At 43.7% G+C, this 19,061-nt stretch carries 16 protein-coding genes; 12 read left to right on the top strand and 4 right to left on the bottom strand.

The window, feature by feature from the left end; translation table 11 throughout:
* Nucleotides 1-41: 41 nt before the first annotated feature.
* A complete protein-coding gene (gene thiC / locus SMUL_RS03615) occupies nucleotides 42-1,910 on the bottom strand; it encodes a phosphomethylpyrimidine synthase ThiC (protein WP_025343901.1) in 1,869 nt (622 codons plus the stop codon).
* Between thiC and SMUL_RS17840 the strand changes: the two genes are divergently transcribed.
* The gene (locus tag SMUL_RS17840; protein WP_025343902.1) at nucleotides 1,909-2,271 is read left to right on the top strand and encodes a hypothetical protein; all 363 of its coding nucleotides are present in this window, start codon (nucleotides 1,909-1,911) and stop codon (nucleotides 2,269-2,271) included. The two genes, thiC and SMUL_RS17840, sit on opposite strands and share 2 nt — an antisense overlap.
* A 40-nt stretch (nucleotides 2,272-2,311) precedes the next feature.
* Here the strand turns inward: SMUL_RS17840 and SMUL_RS03625 are convergent, their stop codons facing one another.
* The gene (locus SMUL_RS03625) at nucleotides 2,312-2,728 is read right to left on the bottom strand and encodes a chemotaxis protein CheX (RefSeq protein ID WP_025343903.1); all 417 of its coding nucleotides are present in this window, start codon (nucleotides 2,726-2,728) and stop codon (nucleotides 2,312-2,314) included.
* 148 nt (nucleotides 2,729-2,876) lie between these two features.
* Between SMUL_RS03625 and SMUL_RS03630 the strand changes: the two genes are divergently transcribed.
* From SMUL_RS03630 to SMUL_RS03665, 8 genes are all read left to right on the top strand, one after another.
* A complete protein-coding gene (locus SMUL_RS03630) occupies nucleotides 2,877-4,214 on the top strand; it encodes an amino acid permease (protein WP_025343904.1) in 1,338 nt (445 codons plus the stop codon).
* Between the two features lie 128 nt (nucleotides 4,215-4,342).
* Entirely contained in the window at nucleotides 4,343-5,092 is a 750-nt protein-coding gene (locus tag SMUL_RS03635; RefSeq protein WP_025343905.1) for a sulfite exporter TauE/SafE family protein, read from the top strand.
* Nucleotides 5,089-7,911 (top strand): excinuclease ABC subunit UvrA, encoded by a 2,823-nt coding sequence (gene uvrA / locus SMUL_RS03640; protein WP_025343906.1) that lies wholly within the window; start codon nucleotides 5,089-5,091, stop codon nucleotides 7,909-7,911. Before SMUL_RS03635 ends, uvrA begins: the two co-directional genes overlap by 4 nt.
* A 136-nt stretch (nucleotides 7,912-8,047) precedes the next feature.
* Complete coding sequence (locus tag SMUL_RS03645) at nucleotides 8,048-9,361, top strand: cation:dicarboxylate symporter family transporter (protein WP_025343907.1); 1,314 nt, start codon at nucleotides 8,048-8,050, stop codon at nucleotides 9,359-9,361.
* A gap of 215 nt (nucleotides 9,362-9,576) precedes the next feature.
* Nucleotides 9,577-10,905: a cation:dicarboxylate symporter family transporter gene (locus tag SMUL_RS03650; RefSeq protein ID WP_025343908.1), complete on the top strand. Its 1,329-nt coding sequence runs from the start codon at nucleotides 9,577-9,579 to the stop codon at nucleotides 10,903-10,905.
* Nucleotides 10,906-11,033: 128 nt separating this feature from the next.
* Nucleotides 11,034-11,843: an HDOD domain-containing protein gene (locus SMUL_RS03655; protein ID WP_025343909.1), complete on the top strand. Its 810-nt coding sequence runs from the start codon at nucleotides 11,034-11,036 to the stop codon at nucleotides 11,841-11,843.
* A gap of 25 nt (nucleotides 11,844-11,868) precedes the next feature.
* Nucleotides 11,869-14,526, top strand: coding sequence for a DNA polymerase I (gene polA, locus SMUL_RS03660; protein ID WP_025343910.1), 2,658 nt, complete (start codon nucleotides 11,869-11,871; stop codon nucleotides 14,524-14,526).
* Nucleotides 14,523-15,065, top strand: a complete 543-nt coding sequence (locus SMUL_RS03665; RefSeq protein ID WP_025343911.1) for a manganese efflux pump MntP — start codon at nucleotides 14,523-14,525, stop codon at nucleotides 15,063-15,065. Before polA ends, SMUL_RS03665 begins: the two co-directional genes overlap by 4 nt.
* On the opposite strand, the gene SMUL_RS03670 is transcribed toward SMUL_RS03665, so the two are convergent.
* The gene (locus SMUL_RS03670) at nucleotides 15,062-15,676 is read right to left on the bottom strand and encodes a M48 family metallopeptidase (RefSeq protein WP_223809759.1); all 615 of its coding nucleotides are present in this window, start codon (nucleotides 15,674-15,676) and stop codon (nucleotides 15,062-15,064) included. The two genes, SMUL_RS03665 and SMUL_RS03670, sit on opposite strands and share 4 nt — an antisense overlap.
* Entirely contained in the window at nucleotides 15,669-16,805 is a 1,137-nt protein-coding gene (gene dnaJ / locus SMUL_RS03675) for a molecular chaperone DnaJ (RefSeq protein WP_223809760.1), read from the bottom strand. The genes SMUL_RS03670 and dnaJ overlap by 8 nt, the downstream gene beginning before the upstream one ends.
* Nucleotides 16,806-16,956: 151 nt before the next feature.
* On the opposite strand from dnaJ, the gene SMUL_RS03680 reads away from it, so the two are divergent.
* The 3 genes from SMUL_RS03680 (at nucleotide 16,957) to SMUL_RS03690 (ending at nucleotide 19,056) form a co-directional block, all read left to right on the top strand.
* Nucleotides 16,957-17,469, top strand: coding sequence for a Spy/CpxP family protein refolding chaperone (locus tag SMUL_RS03680; RefSeq protein ID WP_025343914.1), 513 nt, complete (start codon nucleotides 16,957-16,959; stop codon nucleotides 17,467-17,469).
* A 201-nt stretch (nucleotides 17,470-17,670) separates the two neighbouring features.
* Nucleotides 17,671-18,639: an SLAC1 anion channel family protein gene (locus SMUL_RS03685; RefSeq protein ID WP_025343915.1), complete on the top strand. Its 969-nt coding sequence runs from the start codon at nucleotides 17,671-17,673 to the stop codon at nucleotides 18,637-18,639.
* 24 nt (nucleotides 18,640-18,663) lie between these two features.
* Entirely contained in the window at nucleotides 18,664-19,056 is a 393-nt protein-coding gene (locus SMUL_RS03690; protein ID WP_025343916.1) for a DUF6858 family protein, read from the top strand.
* Nucleotides 19,057-19,061 lie beyond the last annotated feature (5 nt).

A 19,061-nucleotide genomic window follows, 5' to 3' on the forward strand; every position in this document is an offset into this window, starting at 1 on the left:
TATTAGGAGGTTTAGCCCTCTCTTTCAAGGGCTTAAACGCTTTACATGTAAATCTGTCCACCGCTCTCTTTAAAGTGTTTGGCTTGCTCTTCCATTCCTTTTTCTAATGCAACAGTAACATCTTCAGCACCAATCTTTGCGGCGTAGTCTCTGACATCTTGCGAGATTTTCATGGAGCAGAATTTTGGGCCGCACATGGAGCAAAAATGCGCGACTTTGGCACTTTCCACTGGGAGCGTTTTGTCGTGGTATTCACGTGCGCGGTCAGGGTCGAAGCCGATGTTGAACTGGTCGTACCAACGAAACTCAAAACGGGCTTTGCTCATGGCGTTGTCGCGTATTTGCGCTCCAGGGAAACCTTTGGCGAGGTCTGCGGCGTGGGCGGCGATTTTGTAGGCGATGATGCCTTCTTTGACATCTTCACGGTTTGGTAAGCCTAAGTGCTCTTTGGGTGTGACGTAACAGAGCATCGCTGTGCCGTACCAACCGATTTGCGCCGCACCGATGGCTGAGGTGATGTGGTCGTAGCCTGGAGCGATGTCGGTGACCAAGGGTCCAAGGGTGTAGAAGGGCGCTTCAAAACAGTCCTCTAACTCTTTGGTCATATTCTCTTTAATCATCTGCATCGGAACGTGTCCTGGGCCTTCGATCATCACTTGCACGTCGTGTTTCCATGCGATTTTGGTGAGTTCTCCCAGCGTCTCAAGTTCGGCAAATTGCGCTTCATCGTTGGCATCGTAAAGGGAACCGGGGCGTAAGCCATCGCCGAGTGAAAAGGCGACATCGTAAGCTTTCATGATGTCACAGATTTCCTCAAAATGAGTGTATAAAAAACTCTCTTTGTGATGGTGCAGACACCATTTTGCCATGATGCTTCCACCACGAGAGACGATGCCTGTGAGGCGTTTTGCTGTCATAGGAACGTAAGCGAGGCGAACACCTGCATGAATCGTAAAGTAGTCCACGCCTTGTTCGGCTTGCTCGATGAGGGTATCACGGAAGACTTCCCACGTCAAGTCTTCGGCAATGCCGTTTACTTTTTCTAAGGCTTGGTAAATGGGCACAGTTCCGATAGGCACGGCGGAGTTACGGAGTATCCACTCTCTCGTTTCGTGGATGTTTTTGCCTGTGGACAAGTCCATCACAGTGTCACCACCCCAACGGGTTGACCAGAGCATCTTTTCGACCTCTTCTTCGATGGATGAGGTCGTAGCGGAATTGCCGATGTTGGCGTTGATTTTGACCATGAAGTTACGACCTATTATCATCGGCTCGGCTTCAGGATGGTTGACATTGAGGGGAAGAACGGCACGTCCTGCGGCGATCTCTTGGCGTACAAATTCAGGCGTGTAAACATCGGACAGGTTTGCCCCAAAATGCTCACCTTTATGTTGAGAGCCTAAGAGTTTGTGTTTGCGTGCCTCTTCAAGGTTACAGTTTTCACGAATGGCGACATACTCCATCTCTGGCGTGATGATACCTTGACGAGCGTAGTGCATTTGAGTGATATTCTTGCCTTTGAGTGCGCGACGTGGTTTTTTGAGGTTAGGGAAACGAAGAGCGTTCAACTCTTGGTCATCGTGACGTTTGTGAAAATAGATAGAGTTAAAATCGGCTAGTTGTTCGGTGTCATTGCGCTCTTCGATCCATTTGGCGCGTAGTGGTTCTAAGCCTTTGTGGAGGTCGATCTTGACAGTGGGGTCGGTGTAAACGCCTGATGTGTCATAGACGTGAAGCGGTGGATTTTCCTCAAAGGTACCATCGCGAAGTGAAGTCGCACTGAGGGTGATTTCACGCATCGGGACTTGAATGTCTTTGCGTGAGCCTTGGACGTATATTTTACGAGAACTTGGGAAGTTTTGAATGTATGAAGCATCTATTTTTTCAAGATTATCGAGGACTTTACTCATGAGTTTATCTCCTTATTTCCTACGCTGGCATTACCCAGATCAGGTTCGTGAAGCCACATTAATGGACTTCTTGGGGTATGATCTCAGCTTTTTGGGCACCCCCACAGACAATGGTAAGAAAGTGATTATACAAAGCTATTCCCAAAAGAGACTTAAGAAAAAACGTTGGGCAGAAGAAAGGGTGTTTTTGTATAAGGGACGTTTCTTTTCTTTACATCTCTTTACATGTAAAGTATTAGACTTCTTTTCTAACCCATTGAAAAAGAATATTGCTTATAGCACATCACTTTTCAAAACTAAAAACATCGCCATAACTTTGGCTATGACTCAATTTTTAGTTTCAAAAATTAACGCACTCTAAGCAAACTCTTTATCTTTTCAAGGGCTAGGAAAGAAGTCTATTATTTAGCGATAACAAAAGTGCTGTTTTTGATTTGGTAGTGTTGTGCAACTTGGAGTGCGATGGGAAAGGGTGTGGCGACATTGCCCATAAATTCGGGCACGCTGAGGTGGTAGTCGTTGTGGGGGTATCTCTCTTCCAAGATCACTTTAGCCGAGCCGATGATTTGATTGGCGATCTCTTTGAGCAGATCGTCGAGGTCGTTTTCACAGAGATTTTCTTCAAAAAGAAGGTTCAGCGCGATCTCATCCAACACCTTTTTTTCAAAAAAAAGATACCACGTATGTTCCATCTCATTTTCGATGAGAGCGATCGCGGAGCCATAAAAATAGCTTCCTAATTCAGACGCTTTTTGTGGAACTTCACACAAAATGGTTGAGCAGAAATTCTCTGTCGCTTGGATCACAGCTTCTTTCATGGGTTTTCCCTTGACGCGAATGGATAAACAATTATAAGTTAAACTCTTTAAATTACGGATTAAATAAAAATTGAGCACTCAAAAGCGTACTATTTTTGCTAAAAACGCTACAATGGCGCTTTGATTTTTTACAGAATAAGGGAATTTTATGCACGCAAAAGGGCTTTCACGAGGTCTTAAAAATAGACACGTTCAACTTATTGCATTGGGCGGAGCTATTGGAACGGGACTTTTTTTAGGGGTTTCTACAACCGTTCAACTTACAGGTCCAGCGGTACTTTTAGGGTATGCGTTGGGTGGATTTATTGCATTTATGATTATGCGTCAACTGGGCGAAATGGTCGTCGAAGAGCCCGTTGCTGGCTCATTTAGCCATTTTGCGAACAAATATTGGCATCCGTTTGCGGGCTTTGCATCGGGCTGGAACTACTGGATTTTGTACGTTTTAGTCGGTATGGCAGAACTGACCGCCATTGGTACGTTTGTCCATTTTTGGCTTCCAAATATCCCGACATGGGCGTCGGCAGCGTTTTTCTTTGTCTTAGTTAACCTTGTAAATCTTGTGAATGTTCGTATTTACGGTGAATTTGAGTTTTGGTTTTCCATTATCAAAGTCGCGGCGATTATCGCGATGATTGCATTTGGTAGTTACTTGTTGATCAGTGGAAATGGTGGCGAAACAGCGCATTTTAGCAACCTTTGGGCGTTAGAGGGCGGCTTTTTCCCACATGGCATTCAAGGCTTTTTAATGGCGATGGTCTTCATCATGTTCTCTTTTGGTGGACTTGAGCTCATCGGCATCGCAGCCGCAGAGACAGATGATCCCAGCCATACGATTCCACGCGCGACCAACCAAGTCATTTACCGAATTTTGATCTTTTACATCGGCGCACTGGCGATTTTGCTCTCACTCATGCCGTGGATGAATATGACCAAAGACGTAACACCGTTTGTTATGGTTTTTAGCAGTCTCAATGAAAATCTCATCGCGCATGTGCTCAATGCCATCGTCTTAACAGCCGCTCTTTCAGTCTATAACAGTGGTGTTTACTCCAACTCACGTATGCTTTTTGGTTTAGCCTCACAAGGCAATGCACCCAAGATGCTGATGAGTTTAAACGCTAAAGGTGTGCCTGTCAATGCGGTGCTTTTTTCAGCGCTTATTACAGGAATGTGTGTTGTGCTCAACTACTTTATGCCCGAAGATGCGTTTAAATTTTTGATGGCGTTGGTCGTTTCAGCCCTTGTCGTCAACTGGTTTATGATCAGCTTTGCGCACCTCAAATTTCGCTATGCGAAGATCAAAGAGGGAATTGAGCCCAAATTTAAAGCATTTTGGTTCCCGATTGGCAACATCATCTGCCTTCTTTTCTTTGTGATGATTTTGGTCATTATGCTTTTCATCGATGGGATTAATATCTCGGTTTATCTCATTCCTGCATGGATTGCACTCCTTGCTGTTGGGTATAAACTCTCTCGCAAATAAGCTTCCAGTCTTTACATGTAAAACCTTTTACATGTAAAGACGACTTCCCTCGCTAACCCTCGCTTTAAATCGTTTATTAAGAGGTGTTGAAGTACAATCTAACATCTTAATTTAAAGTTGGCATGGTAATGTTGGTGGGGCTTGCGTTCTTTGGTATTTTAGTAGGATTTTCGTCTGGTTTTTTTGGTATCGGCGGCGGTACCATTTTAGTACCGGCGTTAATCTATTTTGGCTATGATATCAAAATGGCGATTGGCATCTCCGTGATGCAGATGATTTTCAGCTCCATGTTCGGCTCGTATCACAACCATAAAGCAGGAAGTTTGGCGCTCAAAAGCGGACTTATCTTAGGGCTAGGCTCCTTTATCGGCGCTGCTTTTAGCGGTATGATCGTCGATGCAATGCCCCATTTAGCGCTTTTAATTCTCTTTGCAGTTATTTTACTGCTCTCTATTTATAAAATGTTTACTGCAAGCCTTGAGCCGCAACTTTGCCCCAACGAATCCACCTTTTTGCTTCTGTTTATCGGAGTGTTTGTGGGTGCTATTTCTATTAGTACGGGAACGGGCGGAGCTATTTTCCTCACCCCTGCACTGGTCGGCTTTTTGGGATGGGACATTAAAAAAGCGGTTGGAACGACCCTCTTTTTTGTGATTTTTGGCTCTATTTCAGGCTTTATTAGTCTCTCCGCGCATGGGTATGTGGATTATGCGGTGGGTGCGGCGATTGGTCTTGGTTCAGTGATTGGTGTTTATTTTGGTGTTAAACTATCGCACCGCATCGATAAAAAGATGCAAAAACGCGCATTGTTGATCTTGTATACGGTTATGTTTATCCTAACCTTCAATAAAATTTTAAGTGAGATGAATATCCTATGATAAAAATTTACGGCGCTCGAGAGAATAATCTTAAAAATATCAACCTAGAGATTCCTAAAAATAAGCTCGTCGTTTTTACGGGTTTGAGCGGAAGTGGCAAAAGTACTTTGGCGTTTGATACGCTCTACGCAGAGGGGCAACGTCGCTACATCGAGTCACTTTCCTCGTATGCACGTCAGTTTTTGGACCGTGTGGGAAAACCCGATGTCGATAAAATTGAAGGATTAACGCCTGCGATTGCGATTGACCAGAAGACAACGAGTAAAAACCCTCGCTCCACGGTGGGAACGATTACCGAAATTTATGATTATCTGCGTCTGCTTTACGCGCGTGTAGGAAAACAGCACTGTCATCTTTGCGGTAAAGAGATTTCGCAGATGTCGGTTGCTGACATCATCGAGCAGGTATTAAAACTCCCACCCGAGACAAAACTTTCCATCTTGGCACCCCTCGTGCGTGAGAAAAAAGGCAGTTTTGCGGACATGATCGAATCGTTGCGTCATAAAGGTTACGTGCGTGCTCTGATTGATGGCGTTATGGTACGTTTGGATGAAGAAGTTGAGCTTTTAAAAACTAAAAAGCATACTATTAAAGTCATTATTGACCGTGTGGTGGTGCGTGAAGAGAACAAAGAGCGAATCGCTACAGACATTGAAAAAGCACTTTTGGAGAGTTATGGCGAAGTCGAACTGGACATCTCCAATGCCGATGAAGTAGGGCTTCCAACCTCTCACATTCATTATAGTGAGCATCTGGCATGTTTTGATTGTAAGATCAGTTTTGAACCCCTCGAGCCGCTCTCCTTTTCGTTTAACTCTCCTAAGGGTGCGTGTCCAACGTGCGATGGTTTGGGCATTCGCTACACGCTGGATTTGAAAAAAATCATCAATGAGCATGTGAGCATCGAAGAGGGTGCGATTAAAATATTTTACGGGTTTAACAAAAGCTTTTATGCCAAATTTTTACACGCCTTTTGTGAGGGTGCGGGGATTAATACCAAGATACCGTATGAAGAGTTAGAGGAGTACCAACAAAAAGCCATTTTGCACGGTGGTGTGGAAGATGCGACCTTCTTTTGGAAAAAACATAAACTGACCCGCAAATGGGAAGGTGTGATCAAAATCGCCTACGATATGCTCAAAGATGAAAAAGAGCTCGGTGATTATATGAGTGAAAAGACGTGCGACACGTGTGGTGGGTACCGTCTCAAAAAAGAGAGTTTGGCGGTTCGTTTGGCAAAGAAAAATATCGCCGATATTTTGGAGCTTCCGATCGATCAGTGTTTAGCTTTTTTCAAAGACGAGAAAAACTTTGCTTCGATGAAAGCCCAGCACAAGATGATCTCGGAGCCTATTTTAAAAGAGATTAAAGAGCGTCTTTACTTCTTATTTGATGTAGGATTGGGTTATATCAGCCTTGGACGCGACGCACGTACGATCAGTGGCGGTGAGGCGCAACGGATTCGCATCGCTTCGCAGATTGGTAGTGGTTTGACAGGCGTTATGTATGTCCTTGATGAGCCCAGCATCGGTTTGCACGAGCGCGATACGCTTAAGCTCATCCGAACACTTCGTAGTTTGCAGAAAAAAGGCAACTCGGTTATTGTGGTTGAGCATGACAAAGAGACGATTAAAACCGCAGATTTTATTGTCGACATTGGTCCTGGGGCTGGAAAGTTTGGGGGTGAAGTGGTCTTTCAAGGCACCAACGAAGAGCTTTTAAAAAGCAATACGCTCACCGCGCAATACCTCAATGGCACAAAAGTGATTAATTACCGTGAGAACCGAAAACAGACGCGTTGGATCGAGCTTAATCATGTCACGATCAACAATATTCAAAACCTTGATGTCAAAATTCCACTGGGAAATCTTGTCGCCATTACAGGTGTGAGCGGGAGTGGTAAGAGCTCCTTGATTCTTCAAACCTTGCTTCCTGTGGCCAAAGAGTATCTTAACCGTGCAAAAAAAGTGAACAAAGTTGCGGGTGTTGAGTGTATAGGACTCGATCAACTCGATAAAGTGATTTATCTGGATCAAAGCCCGATTGGTAGGACACCTAGAAGTAATCCTGCAACCTATACAGGCGTGATGGATGAGATCAGGGCTCTGTTTGCGAAAACCAAAGAGGCGCAAATTCGTGGTTACAGTGTCGGTCGATTTTCGTTTAACGTGAAGGGTGGACGTTGTGAGAAGTGCCAAGGCGATGGCGAGATCAAGATAGAGATGCACTTTTTACCCGACATCATGGTCAAGTGTGATGTCTGTAAAGGCCATCGCTACAACGCGCAAACCTTGGAAATCAAGTACAAAGGCAAATCCATTTCGGACGTTTTAAGTATGAGTGTTGATGAAGCGTATGAGTTTTTCAAAGCAATTCCTAAAATTAACCAAAAAGTGCAAACGTTGGCAGATGTTGGTTTGGGCTACATTACCCTAGGTCAAAATGCGGTGACCCTCAGTGGTGGTGAAGCACAACGCATCAAGCTTGCCAAAGAGCTCAGCAAAAAAGATACAGGCAATACCTTGTACGTTTTGGATGAGCCAACGACGGGTTTACACTTCGCCGATGTCGATAGATTGGTCAAAGTGTTACACCATCTCACAGATATGGGTAACTCGGTTTTGGTCATTGAACACAATATGGATGTCATCAAGAATGCAGACTATATGATCGATATGGGACCAGAGGGTGGAAGCTATGGAGGGCGTATAATCGCGATGGGAACGCCATTTGAAGTCGCAAGAGATGCTGAGAAATCTGAAAGTTATACGGGAAAATTTTTAGCAGTCGAATTGGAGTCAGAAAAGAAAAAGCCTTAGATGTTTCTTTTAGTAACGCTTTTTAAGTGAAAAAAACCTATGAATCTCTTTACATGTAAGCCTACATAAGATAGACATATCTTTTCATTATAATCGCCCTATCTAAAAATTCAAAGGATGTTTCTTGGAACAGGCAATGTGTGTTGTAGCAAAAAGTGATTGGAAACGTTATACCCTTAAAAGCTTGGCTTTTTGGGTTGTTTTTGCCATTATTACGGGGATTTTGTTTGGTATTTATGATCCGGCAATGGCGGTTAAAGCGAAGCCAGGAATTGATTGGTTTATTCAAATCCTTAAATGGCTGGTTGGTCCGATTATCTTTTTAACGATTATCTCGGGTATCGTAGGGCTTGAGAGTCTTAAAGAGGTTGGTTCTATCGGTTTTAAAGCGTTTGTCTATTTTGAAATTGTGAGTACCTTTGCTTTGGCGATTGGTGTACTTTTTGGCAATCTTTTTGGCCCAGGAAACGGTATGAACCTCTCGGTTGAATCCTTGGATGCTAACAGCGTTGCAAAGTTTACAAACGCTAACCAAGAAGTTGGCTCCTTTCTGTCGATTTTAAAAAGTGCTATTCCGCACGATCCTATCACGCCATTTATCCATGGTAACACACTGCAAGTGCTTGTGATGGCATTGACCTTAGCGATTTTGATCTCTGCTTTTGGTGGAAAACATAAGCCAACCATTTTAAAGCCTCTGGAAATTGCACAAAACTTCTTCTTCAAAATCTTAACCATTTTGATGTGGCTCAGTCCCATTGCAAGTTTCAGTGCGATGGCATTTTTGATCGGTAAATTTGGCATTGCATCCCTCATTAATATGGCAAGTTTACTCGGTGTTATGGCGATCTCTGTACTCGCGTTTATCTTTGGTGTGCTTGGTATCATCATGGCAATCTTTAAGATCAACATCTTCAAGTTTATGCGTTTTATCGCTAAAGAGGTCTTGATCGTCTTTGCAACCTCTTCAAGTGAATCAGCGCTCGCGCCACTCATGAAACGACTTGAAGCAGCAGGTGTGAGCAGAGGAACGACGGGTCTTGTTATTCCTACGGGGTATTCGTTTAACCTTGATTGTACGAACATCTATCTCTCCTTGTCGATCATCTTTATCTCTCAAGCGTTTAACATTCCATTAACCCTTGCAGAAGAGCTTTCGATCATCTTTATCCTTATGGTCACTTCAAAAGGTGCCGTGGGTGTGACAGGTTCTGGCTTTATCGTGCTTGCTGGTACGCTTTCGGCAATGGGTGGCGCAATTCCTGTGGTCACCGTTGCGGTTCTTTTGGGTGTGGATAAATTTATGAGCGAGATGCGAGCGGTTGGAAACCTGTGTGGAAATGCAGTGGCAGCCGTTGTTGTCGGTGCTTGGGACAAACAGATTGATATGGAAAAATTCAAATACGCACTTGATCATCCCGAAAGCGTAGAAGACGCCATTCCTGGTTGATACTTTTTGAAGCGATTGCGGGAAATCCTCAGTCGCTTCCTCTTTCTTTCGCTTAAAAATCTCATTAAAATCCCCTTTGCTGTGTCATAATTAAAATTCAGGCAAAATTCATTTTGTAAAAAGTCTATTAAAAAAAAATGACTCTTCCCAATCTTTACATGTAAAGGGAAATCCCTTGTGTGTGCTGGTTCAAAAGGGTATCAAAGGCATTTTAATTGGAAACATTCACTGCAAAAAAAGTAACCCGTAAAAATTGGACACACTATACGATTAAAAGCTTGGCTTTTTGGGTGGTTGTGGCAATTATCTCCGGTGTGACGCTTGGTATGGTTGATCCTTCTCTTGCGGTAAAAGCAAAGCCGGGGATTGATTGGTTTATTCAGGTTTTAAAATGGTTGGTGGGACCGATTATCTTTTTAACGATTATCTCAGGTATTGTTGGGCTTGAGAGTCTTAAAGAGGTTGGCTCTATTGGGCTTAAGGCGTTTGTCTATTTTGAAGTGGTGAGTACGTTTGCGCTTGCCATTGGCGTGCTCTTTGGAAATATTCTCAAACCAGGGCATGGAATGAACCTTAGCGTTGAGTCTTTGGACGCTTCGAGTGTGGCAAATTTTACAAAAACAGGGCAAGAGACTGCAACGGCGTGGAGCATTCTTAAAAGTGCCATTCCGCATGATCCGATTACCCCCTTTTTGCATGGCAATACCCTTCAAGTTTTGGTGATGGCGCTGGTTTTAGCGGTTCTTCTCTCGGCGTTTGGTGGCAAGTACAAACCTGTCATCTTGAAACCACTAGAACAGGTACAAAACGTTTTCTTTAAAATTTTAACGTTTGTCATGTGGCTAAGCCCACTGGCGAGTTTTAGCGCGATGGCATTTTTGATTGGTAAATTTGGCATTGCTTCTTTAATTGGTATGGCAAGTTTACTGGGCGTTATGCTGATTTCGGTTTTGGTCTTTTTATTTGGTGTTCTTGGCATCATCTTGTGGTTTTTCAAAATCAATGTCTTTAAATTTATGCGTTTTATTGCCAAAGAAGTGTTAATCGTCTTTGCAACCTCTTCGAGCGAATCGGCCTTGGCACCGTTGATGCGCAAACTAGAAGCAGCGGGGGTGAGTCGCGGAACCACGGGACTTGTGATTCCAACGGGCTATTCGTTTAACCTTGATTGTACCAACATCTACCTCTCGCTCTCCATCATCTTTTTGGCGCAAGCCTTTAACATTCCTCTCACGCTTTCCCATGAGCTCTCCATCATCTTTATTTTGATGGTGGCGTCCAAAGGTGCGGTGGGTGTCACGGGCTCAGGCTTTATCGTGCTAGCAGGCACACTCTCTGCGATGGGCGATGTGATCCCTGTGGTGACGGTGGCGGTACTCCTTGGCGTTGATAAATTTATGAGCGAGATGCGCGCTGTCGGTAACCTGTGTGGTAACGCCGTGGCGGCGGTGATCGTTGGTGCTTGGGATAAACAGATCGATATGGAAAAATTCAAATACACACTGGATCACCCCGAAAGCGTTGAAGACGTCATTCCTTTGTAGTCGCATGCAACGAATTGGAGTTCTTGCGACGCTACGGTTGTAAGAACTCTTCAAGGTGGCTTCTCTCATTAGCTTTTTAACTAAAGCGCGCTATAATCTTTACAAATTCATTAAAGCGAGATGACATCATGCTTGAAGAGATAGCTGAGCGCATCAAATCACTTCCACCCCTTCCAAAAAGTTTCCATCAGATGACATTGATCTGCAAAGATCCCGATGCCAGCGTCAACGACCTTGCCCATGTGATCGAAGAAGATCCGATGATGGTCGCGAACCTCTTAAAAGTAGCCAATTCGCCTCTGTATGGTTTTAGACGCGAAATCAAGAGTGTGGTGCAAGCTGTTGGACTGTTTGGCATGTCCACAACCCGTTCTTTGGTCATGGATATGTCGATTAAAAAACTGTTACATGTAGACATGGCGCCGTATGGCATTACGCCTGATGAGTTTGCCTCCATCTCTAGTTTGCAAAGTGCCTTGATGTTGCAGTGGTACGGTAAAGTCGATGCGAGCAAGGTTGATCTTCTGTTCCTTGCGGCGCTTTTGCAAGAGACGGGCAAAATTCTCATTGCCGATGAGATCGCTAAAAATAATGAAACCTATCAATTTCGCTCTGAAATAGAGAGCTGTAATAACATCGCCGATGTCGAGCGTATGTTTGTGCGCATCACCAGCAGTGAAGTAACCTCACGCATTTTCAAACACTGGAAGTTTGATAAAACGATGGTCGAAGCGATCGAGTACACCGATGCGATTGGCGCAGCACCCGAGGCGATTCGTCCGTACTCTTTTGCGCTCAAAGTGGTTAAAACCGCGATTCCTCTCAACGCACCACTGAGTGAGCGCAGTGTGAATATGGCGCTGAACCTTTTAGAAAAAGAAAAATTAGACCAAACGCTGTTTCTTGGTGTGATTCAGTCCCTTAAAAAATCCTACTAAACTCTTTACATGTAAAGGCGCTTTTGTGAAAACACTTACCATCATTGATACTTTTGGCTTTTTTTTTAGAAACTACTTCGCACTTCCCCAACTGCGCAACTCCCAAGGCTTTCCCACAGGACTTCTCACAGGATTTGCCAATTTTATCTACGCGATCAAAAACGAGCATGACACCGATTATCTGCTCTTTGCGTTGGACAGCAAAGGCAAGAATTTTCGCCATGAGATTGATCCTAATTACAAAGCCAATCGCCCTGAAGCGCCCGAAGATTTAAGGCGTCAGCTTCCTGTTGCGATTTCGTGGATCGAGAAAATGGGCTTTAAATGCTACAACGAAGAGGGGTTTGAAGCCGATGATGTCATCGCCTCTGCGGTGCGTTTTGCCAAACACCATGACATCAAAGTGCGCATCGTCACACATGATAAAGATTTGTACCAACTCATCGATGATGGTATGGTGGTTATTTACGATCCGATGAAAAAGATGGAGATCGACACCGAAAAATGTTTTGAAAAATTTGGGGTGTATCCGCATAAAATCAATGACTATTTAGCCCTCGTAGGTGATGTTGCCGACAATATCCCTGGTGTCAAAGGCATTGGACCTAAGGGAGCAAAAAAACTTTTGGATGATTATGAGACGGTGGAAGGTGTGTATGAAAACTTAGAGCGCATCGCCAACCCTCGTATGCAAGCGATGTTGGAGGAAGGGCGTGAAAATGCCTTTTTGAGCAAACAGTTGGTGCGCTTGGATGACTCATTAAACATCGCCGATAAGTTTGAGTCTTTTCACCTTCCATGCGATAATCCGCTGCTTGGCATTGTCGATGAACTGGAAAAATACGAACTGCGCCATATGCTCTCTCGTGTGCGCAATGAAGCCTTACATGTAAAACCCAAAGAGAGCGTCAAAACGGGCTTTAACGCGATTTTGCTCGATGATGCAAAGATGCTGTTTAACACCATTGAAGGCATTGAAGACGACGCCATCGTCGCCTTTGATACCGAGACCAATGCGCTAGATGCGTACAATGCGAAGATCGTGGGATTCTCTTTTGCGATCAATGCGGAGGAAGCGTACTACGTTCCCATCGCGCATCACTATTTGGGCGTGGGCGATCAGATCAGTCTGTCAGATGCGAAAAAGGCATTGGAAGCGCTTTTCACCCACAAAATTGTAGGGCAAAATCTCAAATTTGACTTAGCCGTCATCGAAAACAATTTTGGCATCCACGATGTCACAATTTATGCCGATACAATGCTTTTGGCATGGCTGCTCAATCCTGAAACCAATGTGGGGCTTGATACGCTGGCACTGCGCTTTTTCAACCACGCGATGGTGAAGTTTAAAGAGGTCGTTGCCAAAGGTGAAAACTTTAGCAGTGTGCCTTTGGAAAAAGCGTGCGAATATGCCAGTGAAGATGCATGGATGACGCTCAAACTCTACCACAAACTTCAAGAGATGTTAGAGCCGCATCTGCTTGATCTGGCTAAAGCGGTGGAGTTTCCTTTCATTAAAACCTTGATGAAGATGGAAAAAGAGGGCATCAAAGTCGATGCACCTTATTTTGAGACCCTCTTAAAACGTACCGATCATGCTATAGAAGCGCTAAAAATAGAAATATTTGCCCTGTGCGACGCCAATTTTAATCTCAATTCCACCCAGCAACTGGGAGCCGTTTTATTTGAACAACTGGGACTCCCGACCGTAAAAAAGACCAAAACAGGTTACAGTACCGATGAAAATGTGCTCAATGAACTGTTGGATAAACACCCAAGCATCGCGAAGATTTTAGAATACCGAGAGCTTTACAAACTGCGTTCGACCTACATTGAACCATTGCTAAAACTCTCGAAAGAGTCCCCAAAAGGTCGCATTCACACCTCATTTATGCAAACAGGAACGTCTACAGGAAGACTAAGTTCTAAAGACCCAAACCTTCAAAATATTCCTGTTAAAACGGAACTTGGACGCGAAGTGCGTGGCGGGTTTATCGCCAAAGAGGGGTACAAACTCATCGGCATCGACTATTCGCAAATAGAGCTCAGACTTTTGGCGCATTTTAGCGGTGATGAAGCGATGGTGGAAGCATTTCGCTCCAACAAAGACATTCACAAAGAGACCGCACTCAAACTCTTTGGCGAAGCGGATGCGGCCGCCAAACGAGGGGTTGCTAAAAGCATTAACTTTGGACTCTTGTACGGCATGGGACCCAAACGTTTGTCCGAGACAATTGGCATCAGCACCAAAGAGGCGAAGAGTTACATCGACAGCTATTTTGCAACCTTTCCGACGATCAAAAACTTTCTTACTGCGATTGCAGAGGGTGCTAAAAAAGAGGGCTTTGTTCAGACACTCTTGGGGCGAAAGCGCTATTTTGACTTTGAACACGCCAATGGCATGCAATACGCAGGCTACCTTCGCGAAGCGGTCAATACTGTTTTTCAAGGCAGTGCCGCCGATCTCATCAAGCTTTCGATGAATAAAATCATGACGACCCTCGTGGATGATGAGGCAAAATTGTTGCTTCAAATTCACGATGAGCTGATTTTTGAAGTCAAAGAGGAGAGGGCAGAAGCATTTGCTACGCAGGCACAAAAAGTGATGGAAGAGATTTACGCGCTTAAGGTGCCACTCAAAGTATCGATTGCCATAGGCAATAATTGGGGAGAATTGAAATGATCGAAGTTTTACTGTTAGCATTTGCCTTAAGTATGGACGCTTTTGCAGTCTCCATCGGTCTTGGGGCTAAACAAAATGGTTATACGACCAAAGCACTAGCCCTTAAAGCGGGGCTCTTTTTTGGTATTTTTCAAGCACTGATGCCACTCATTGGTTACGCAGGTGGAAAAGGTGTGCTTGGTTTTGTGAGCGAATACGCGCACTACATCGCATTTGGACTCTTGCTGCTCATTGGTGCGAAGATGATCTACGAAGGGCTCAATGAAGGTGTTGGCGAAGAGCTTGCAAAGATTACCAATAAAATCATGCTCACCTTAGCGATTGCAACGAGCATTGACGCGATGGCGGCTGGGTTTAGTTTGATGCTTTTAGACCTCAATCCGCTGCTCGCCTGTGTCATCATCGGCTTGACCACCTTTATCATCAGCTTCATCGGTGTGCATGTGGGAAAACTAACAGGAACGTGGTTGGAGAGCAGAGCGGAGATTTTTGGTGGCGTAATTTTGGTGGCGATTGGATTTCGAATTCTGTTTTTTTAAGAGAGCGATGGCGAATAATTTTTTAGGATTTTTTCACAGTTTTTATATTCAGGCATAAACTCACCCACGCAGTTCCAAAACGCTTTTTGGTGGTGTTTGTGCTCAATATGTGAGAGCTCGTGGATGACGATGTAGGTGATGCACTCAAGAGGGAGTTGCGCAAGGCTTAGGTTGAAGCTAAGTTCATTGGTATGGCTGCAACTTCCCCATCGCCTTTTAGCTTTTCGAAAGCGGACATGTGTGGGTTTTACCCCCATCAAAAAGCTCCACTCTTCCACTAGGCGTGTCACCAAAGGAATGCTCTTTTCTCTGTAAAAAGACTCAGGCGTTTGGTTTACATGTAAAAGAATTGGCTCTCCCAAATAGAGCACTCTTCCTTCATTTTCAAACAACGATGCAAGTGTTGTGCGCTCTTTGACCGCTCTCATTTTTGCAAAGATCCAGAGCGCTTTTTGCATCACCAAGGTATGAATGTAGGCTGTATTGGAGGAAGGGGTTTTGACGATGACCCCTTGGATGAGGTCTATCTTGATGTAGAAGTTTTTAAGACGCTTGTTTGTGATGATGGAGTATGAAAGTTTTTGCCCTTCATACTCTAAAATGTTAGTCAAACCAGCTTTTGATTTTATCGAAGACGCTTTCAAATTTTTCATCTTTGTGTTTGGTTTCAATGCCAAATTCTGCTTGGAGTTTCTCAAGCATCTCTTTTTGCTCTTTGGTCAGCTTTTTAGGGTAACGAACCGAAATTTGCGCGATCATGCTTCCAAGTTGATGAGTATGCACGTTTTTGACACCCTCTTTTTTGAAGATGAATTGCTGTTTATCTTTCGCGCCCAAAGGAAGTTCAAGTTCGGTTTCGCCACGAATCGTTGGAATTTTGATCGTTTGACCTAGGGCTACTTGGGTGAAAAAGATGGGGACTTCGATGTAAATATCATCATTATGGCGCACAAAATGCTCATCTTCTTTGACATGCACTAAGATGTAAAGGTCACCTCTGGTTCCACGCTCATCGATGTTGCCTTTTCCTGCTACGCGAATGCGGTTGTTGTTGTCAATGCCCTCAGGAATGTCAATGGTGACTTTATCGTCCACTTGACTAAAACCTTTGCCGTTACAGCTTGGGCATGGATTGGTGACAACACTGCCTTTGCCATTACACGCAGGGCAGGTTTGAGAAAAGGTCATAAAGCCTTGTCGATAAAAGACTTGTCCTTTACCTTTACACTCTTTGCATGTCGCCTTAGCTTTGTCTTTGCTTCCGGTACCATCACACGTCTCGCAGGGTTTTTTATAGGAGAAACTGACCTCTTTTTTACATCCAAAAATGGCTTCATTAAACGCTAGCGTGACTTCAGCTTCGAGGTCGAGGTTGTATTTGCGATTTTGTTTCGCGCCATTGCCACCAAAACCGCCGCTACTGCTAAATCCTCCGCCAAAGACAGACTCAAAGATGGAACCAAGATCGCCCATAATGTCTTCATAGCGCATATCGGAGAAATGGCTAAAGCCTTGAGAGTCAAGTCCTGATTTGCCGTAACGATCATACGTGGAGCGTTTTTGCTCGTCGCTTAAGACTTGGTAGGCTTCATTGATCGCTTTAAATTTCTCTTCAGCCTCTTTGTCACCTTGGTTGCGGTCAGGATGGAATTGCAACGCTAATTTTCGGTATGCTTTTTTAATCTCTGCAGCATCTGCAGATCTACTAATTTCCAATATTTCGTAATATTCTAGATCCACTATTGTTCTCTTTACATGTAAGATTTTGAAGATCACGATTTTATCAAATTCTAGTTTAAAATTTGGTTGTTAAGGTAGGTTAACAAATCGTTAAAGGCTTGTTAACAGCCACCGTGTACTATTTCAGTATCAAACTTTTAAGGAGTAGATTATGAAAAGAACAATCTTAACGCTAGCAACTTTGGTTGCGCTTGGAACGACAAGCACCTTTGCTTATGGAATGAATGGTAACTGCCAAGGCATGCCATCGAATGGTATGGGCATGATGCAAGGTGGTGGAATGGGTGGACAAGGTATGATGAATGGTAACAAAGGTGGCATGATGATGGGTATGCCTATGTTCCAGCAACTTGACCTTACAGATGACCAACGTCATAAATTAGCTGTTTTGCAAAGTGAAATGAAGTTAGAAATGACAAAACTACGTGATCCAAAAATGATGACTAAAATGCAAGATCTCATGAGTGGCGAGAGCTTCAACAAAAAAGAGTTCATCAAGCTTCACACTGAAATGCACGAAAAAATGGTAGCTGTTCAAGCCGATCACATGGAAAAAGTGTTTAACATTTTAACCAAAGAACAACGTGCTGAACTTAAAACATTGATGAGCCAAAAACCTAGCAGACGCGCTCCTGGGCAAGCACCTGCACCTGTCAGTAAATAAATAGCCCTTATTAAAAATTTTTAAGACCTCCTCTTCGGAGGTCTTTTTCTAACCTTCCTTTACATGTAAACTCTTTCTTCTTCACACAATTCCTTTTTTTTACTTTAGACAAAACAATTGACTAGGATTATTTAGCTCTTTATGTCTGCACGCTTGCTATAGTTACATCAAAATTTATTAATATAATAATAAAGGATGGTTATGGAAGTAATGCAAGAAGCGGAGCAAAATAGACTCAAATTTTTCCCCATTATGATGTATGCAACGGTCATGGGTATGAGTGGTTTGACCATCATGTACCAAAAAGCTGCCCTTTGGTTAGGCTTTTCAGCACTGATCGGTGAAGGTTTAATGGCGATCACAACGCTACTTTTTGGTGTGATCAGTGTGATTTATATCACAAAGTTTTTGAAGTACAGTGCTGCTGTTAAAAAAGAGTTTAGCCATCCTGTGCGTATTAACTTTTTTGCAGCGGTTTCGATCTCTATGCTTATGTTGGCGATTATCTACAAAGAGCATTATCCCTCTGTTGCAGCCTTTTTTTGGTACCCAGGCGCGGTACTTCATTTTTACTTAACGATGCACACGATCTCCTTTTGGATCAACAACAACCAAGAGTTAGATCACTCCAATCCTGCGTGGTTTATCCCCATTGTGGGCAATGTTCTCATCCCTGTGGCAGGTGTTGGGTTTGCAAGCCAAGGTGTGTTGCTCTATTTCTTTAGCACGGGCATCTTCTTTTGGGTGATTTTGTTTGCTATTTTGCTTAATCGCATCATTTTTCACCACCAGATGGCAAACAAATTTATGCCAACGATGTTTATTCTCATCGCACCGCCTGCGGTTGGGTTTCTTGCGTATGTAAAGATTTATGAAGTCATCGACACCTTTGCGATGATCTTATTTAATCTCGCACTCTTTTTCACCTTCTTGATCGCCTTTATGTATAAAAACTTCATTAAAATCAAGTTTTTTATCTCGTGGTGGGCGTTTGTCTTCCCTGTGGCGGCAATGGCGATTAGCACGATGCTCATGTACCATCAAACGCAAGACATTCCCTTGTTGGTACTTGCGTATACGATGATAGTTGTTACAAGCGTTATTATCACGATCGTCATTTATCAAACGCTGATCCACATGCAAAAAGGTGACATCTGCGTTCAAGAGTAAATTAAAATCCCAAAGGAAAATTCAATGCAAAAAACAATTTTTATGGACAAATACCCGCTGTATTCGCTGCTCATTCAGAAGAGTGAGACGGGTTATGAAAACGTTGGGCAGATCATTGCCTATTTTAAAGAGAAGATCAGTGAGCATCCTATCGCGAAATTTATCGCGGTGTTTGATCATTATGCGCACACAAAATCCTTAGGTGGTGAGATCATGGAAGGGCTCAAAGATGCTCAAAATATCATCTTCTGCTTTGGTCCTATAATCCCCAATACCAAAATCGTCGCGGTGCGTCCTCGCAGTATTGCTGTTTGCGAATTAGAGGACTCTTTTATCATCGAATTTTTAGAAGCACCCAAAGAAGAGATGCACGCTTTGATGGAATCTTGGGCAAAAGCTCTCGTTGAAGTTAAATAGTTCTA

The sequence above is a fragment of the Sulfurospirillum multivorans DSM 12446 genome (assembly GCF_000568815.1).
GTDB lineage: Bacteria > Campylobacterota > Campylobacteria > Campylobacterales > Sulfurospirillaceae > Sulfurospirillum > Sulfurospirillum multivorans.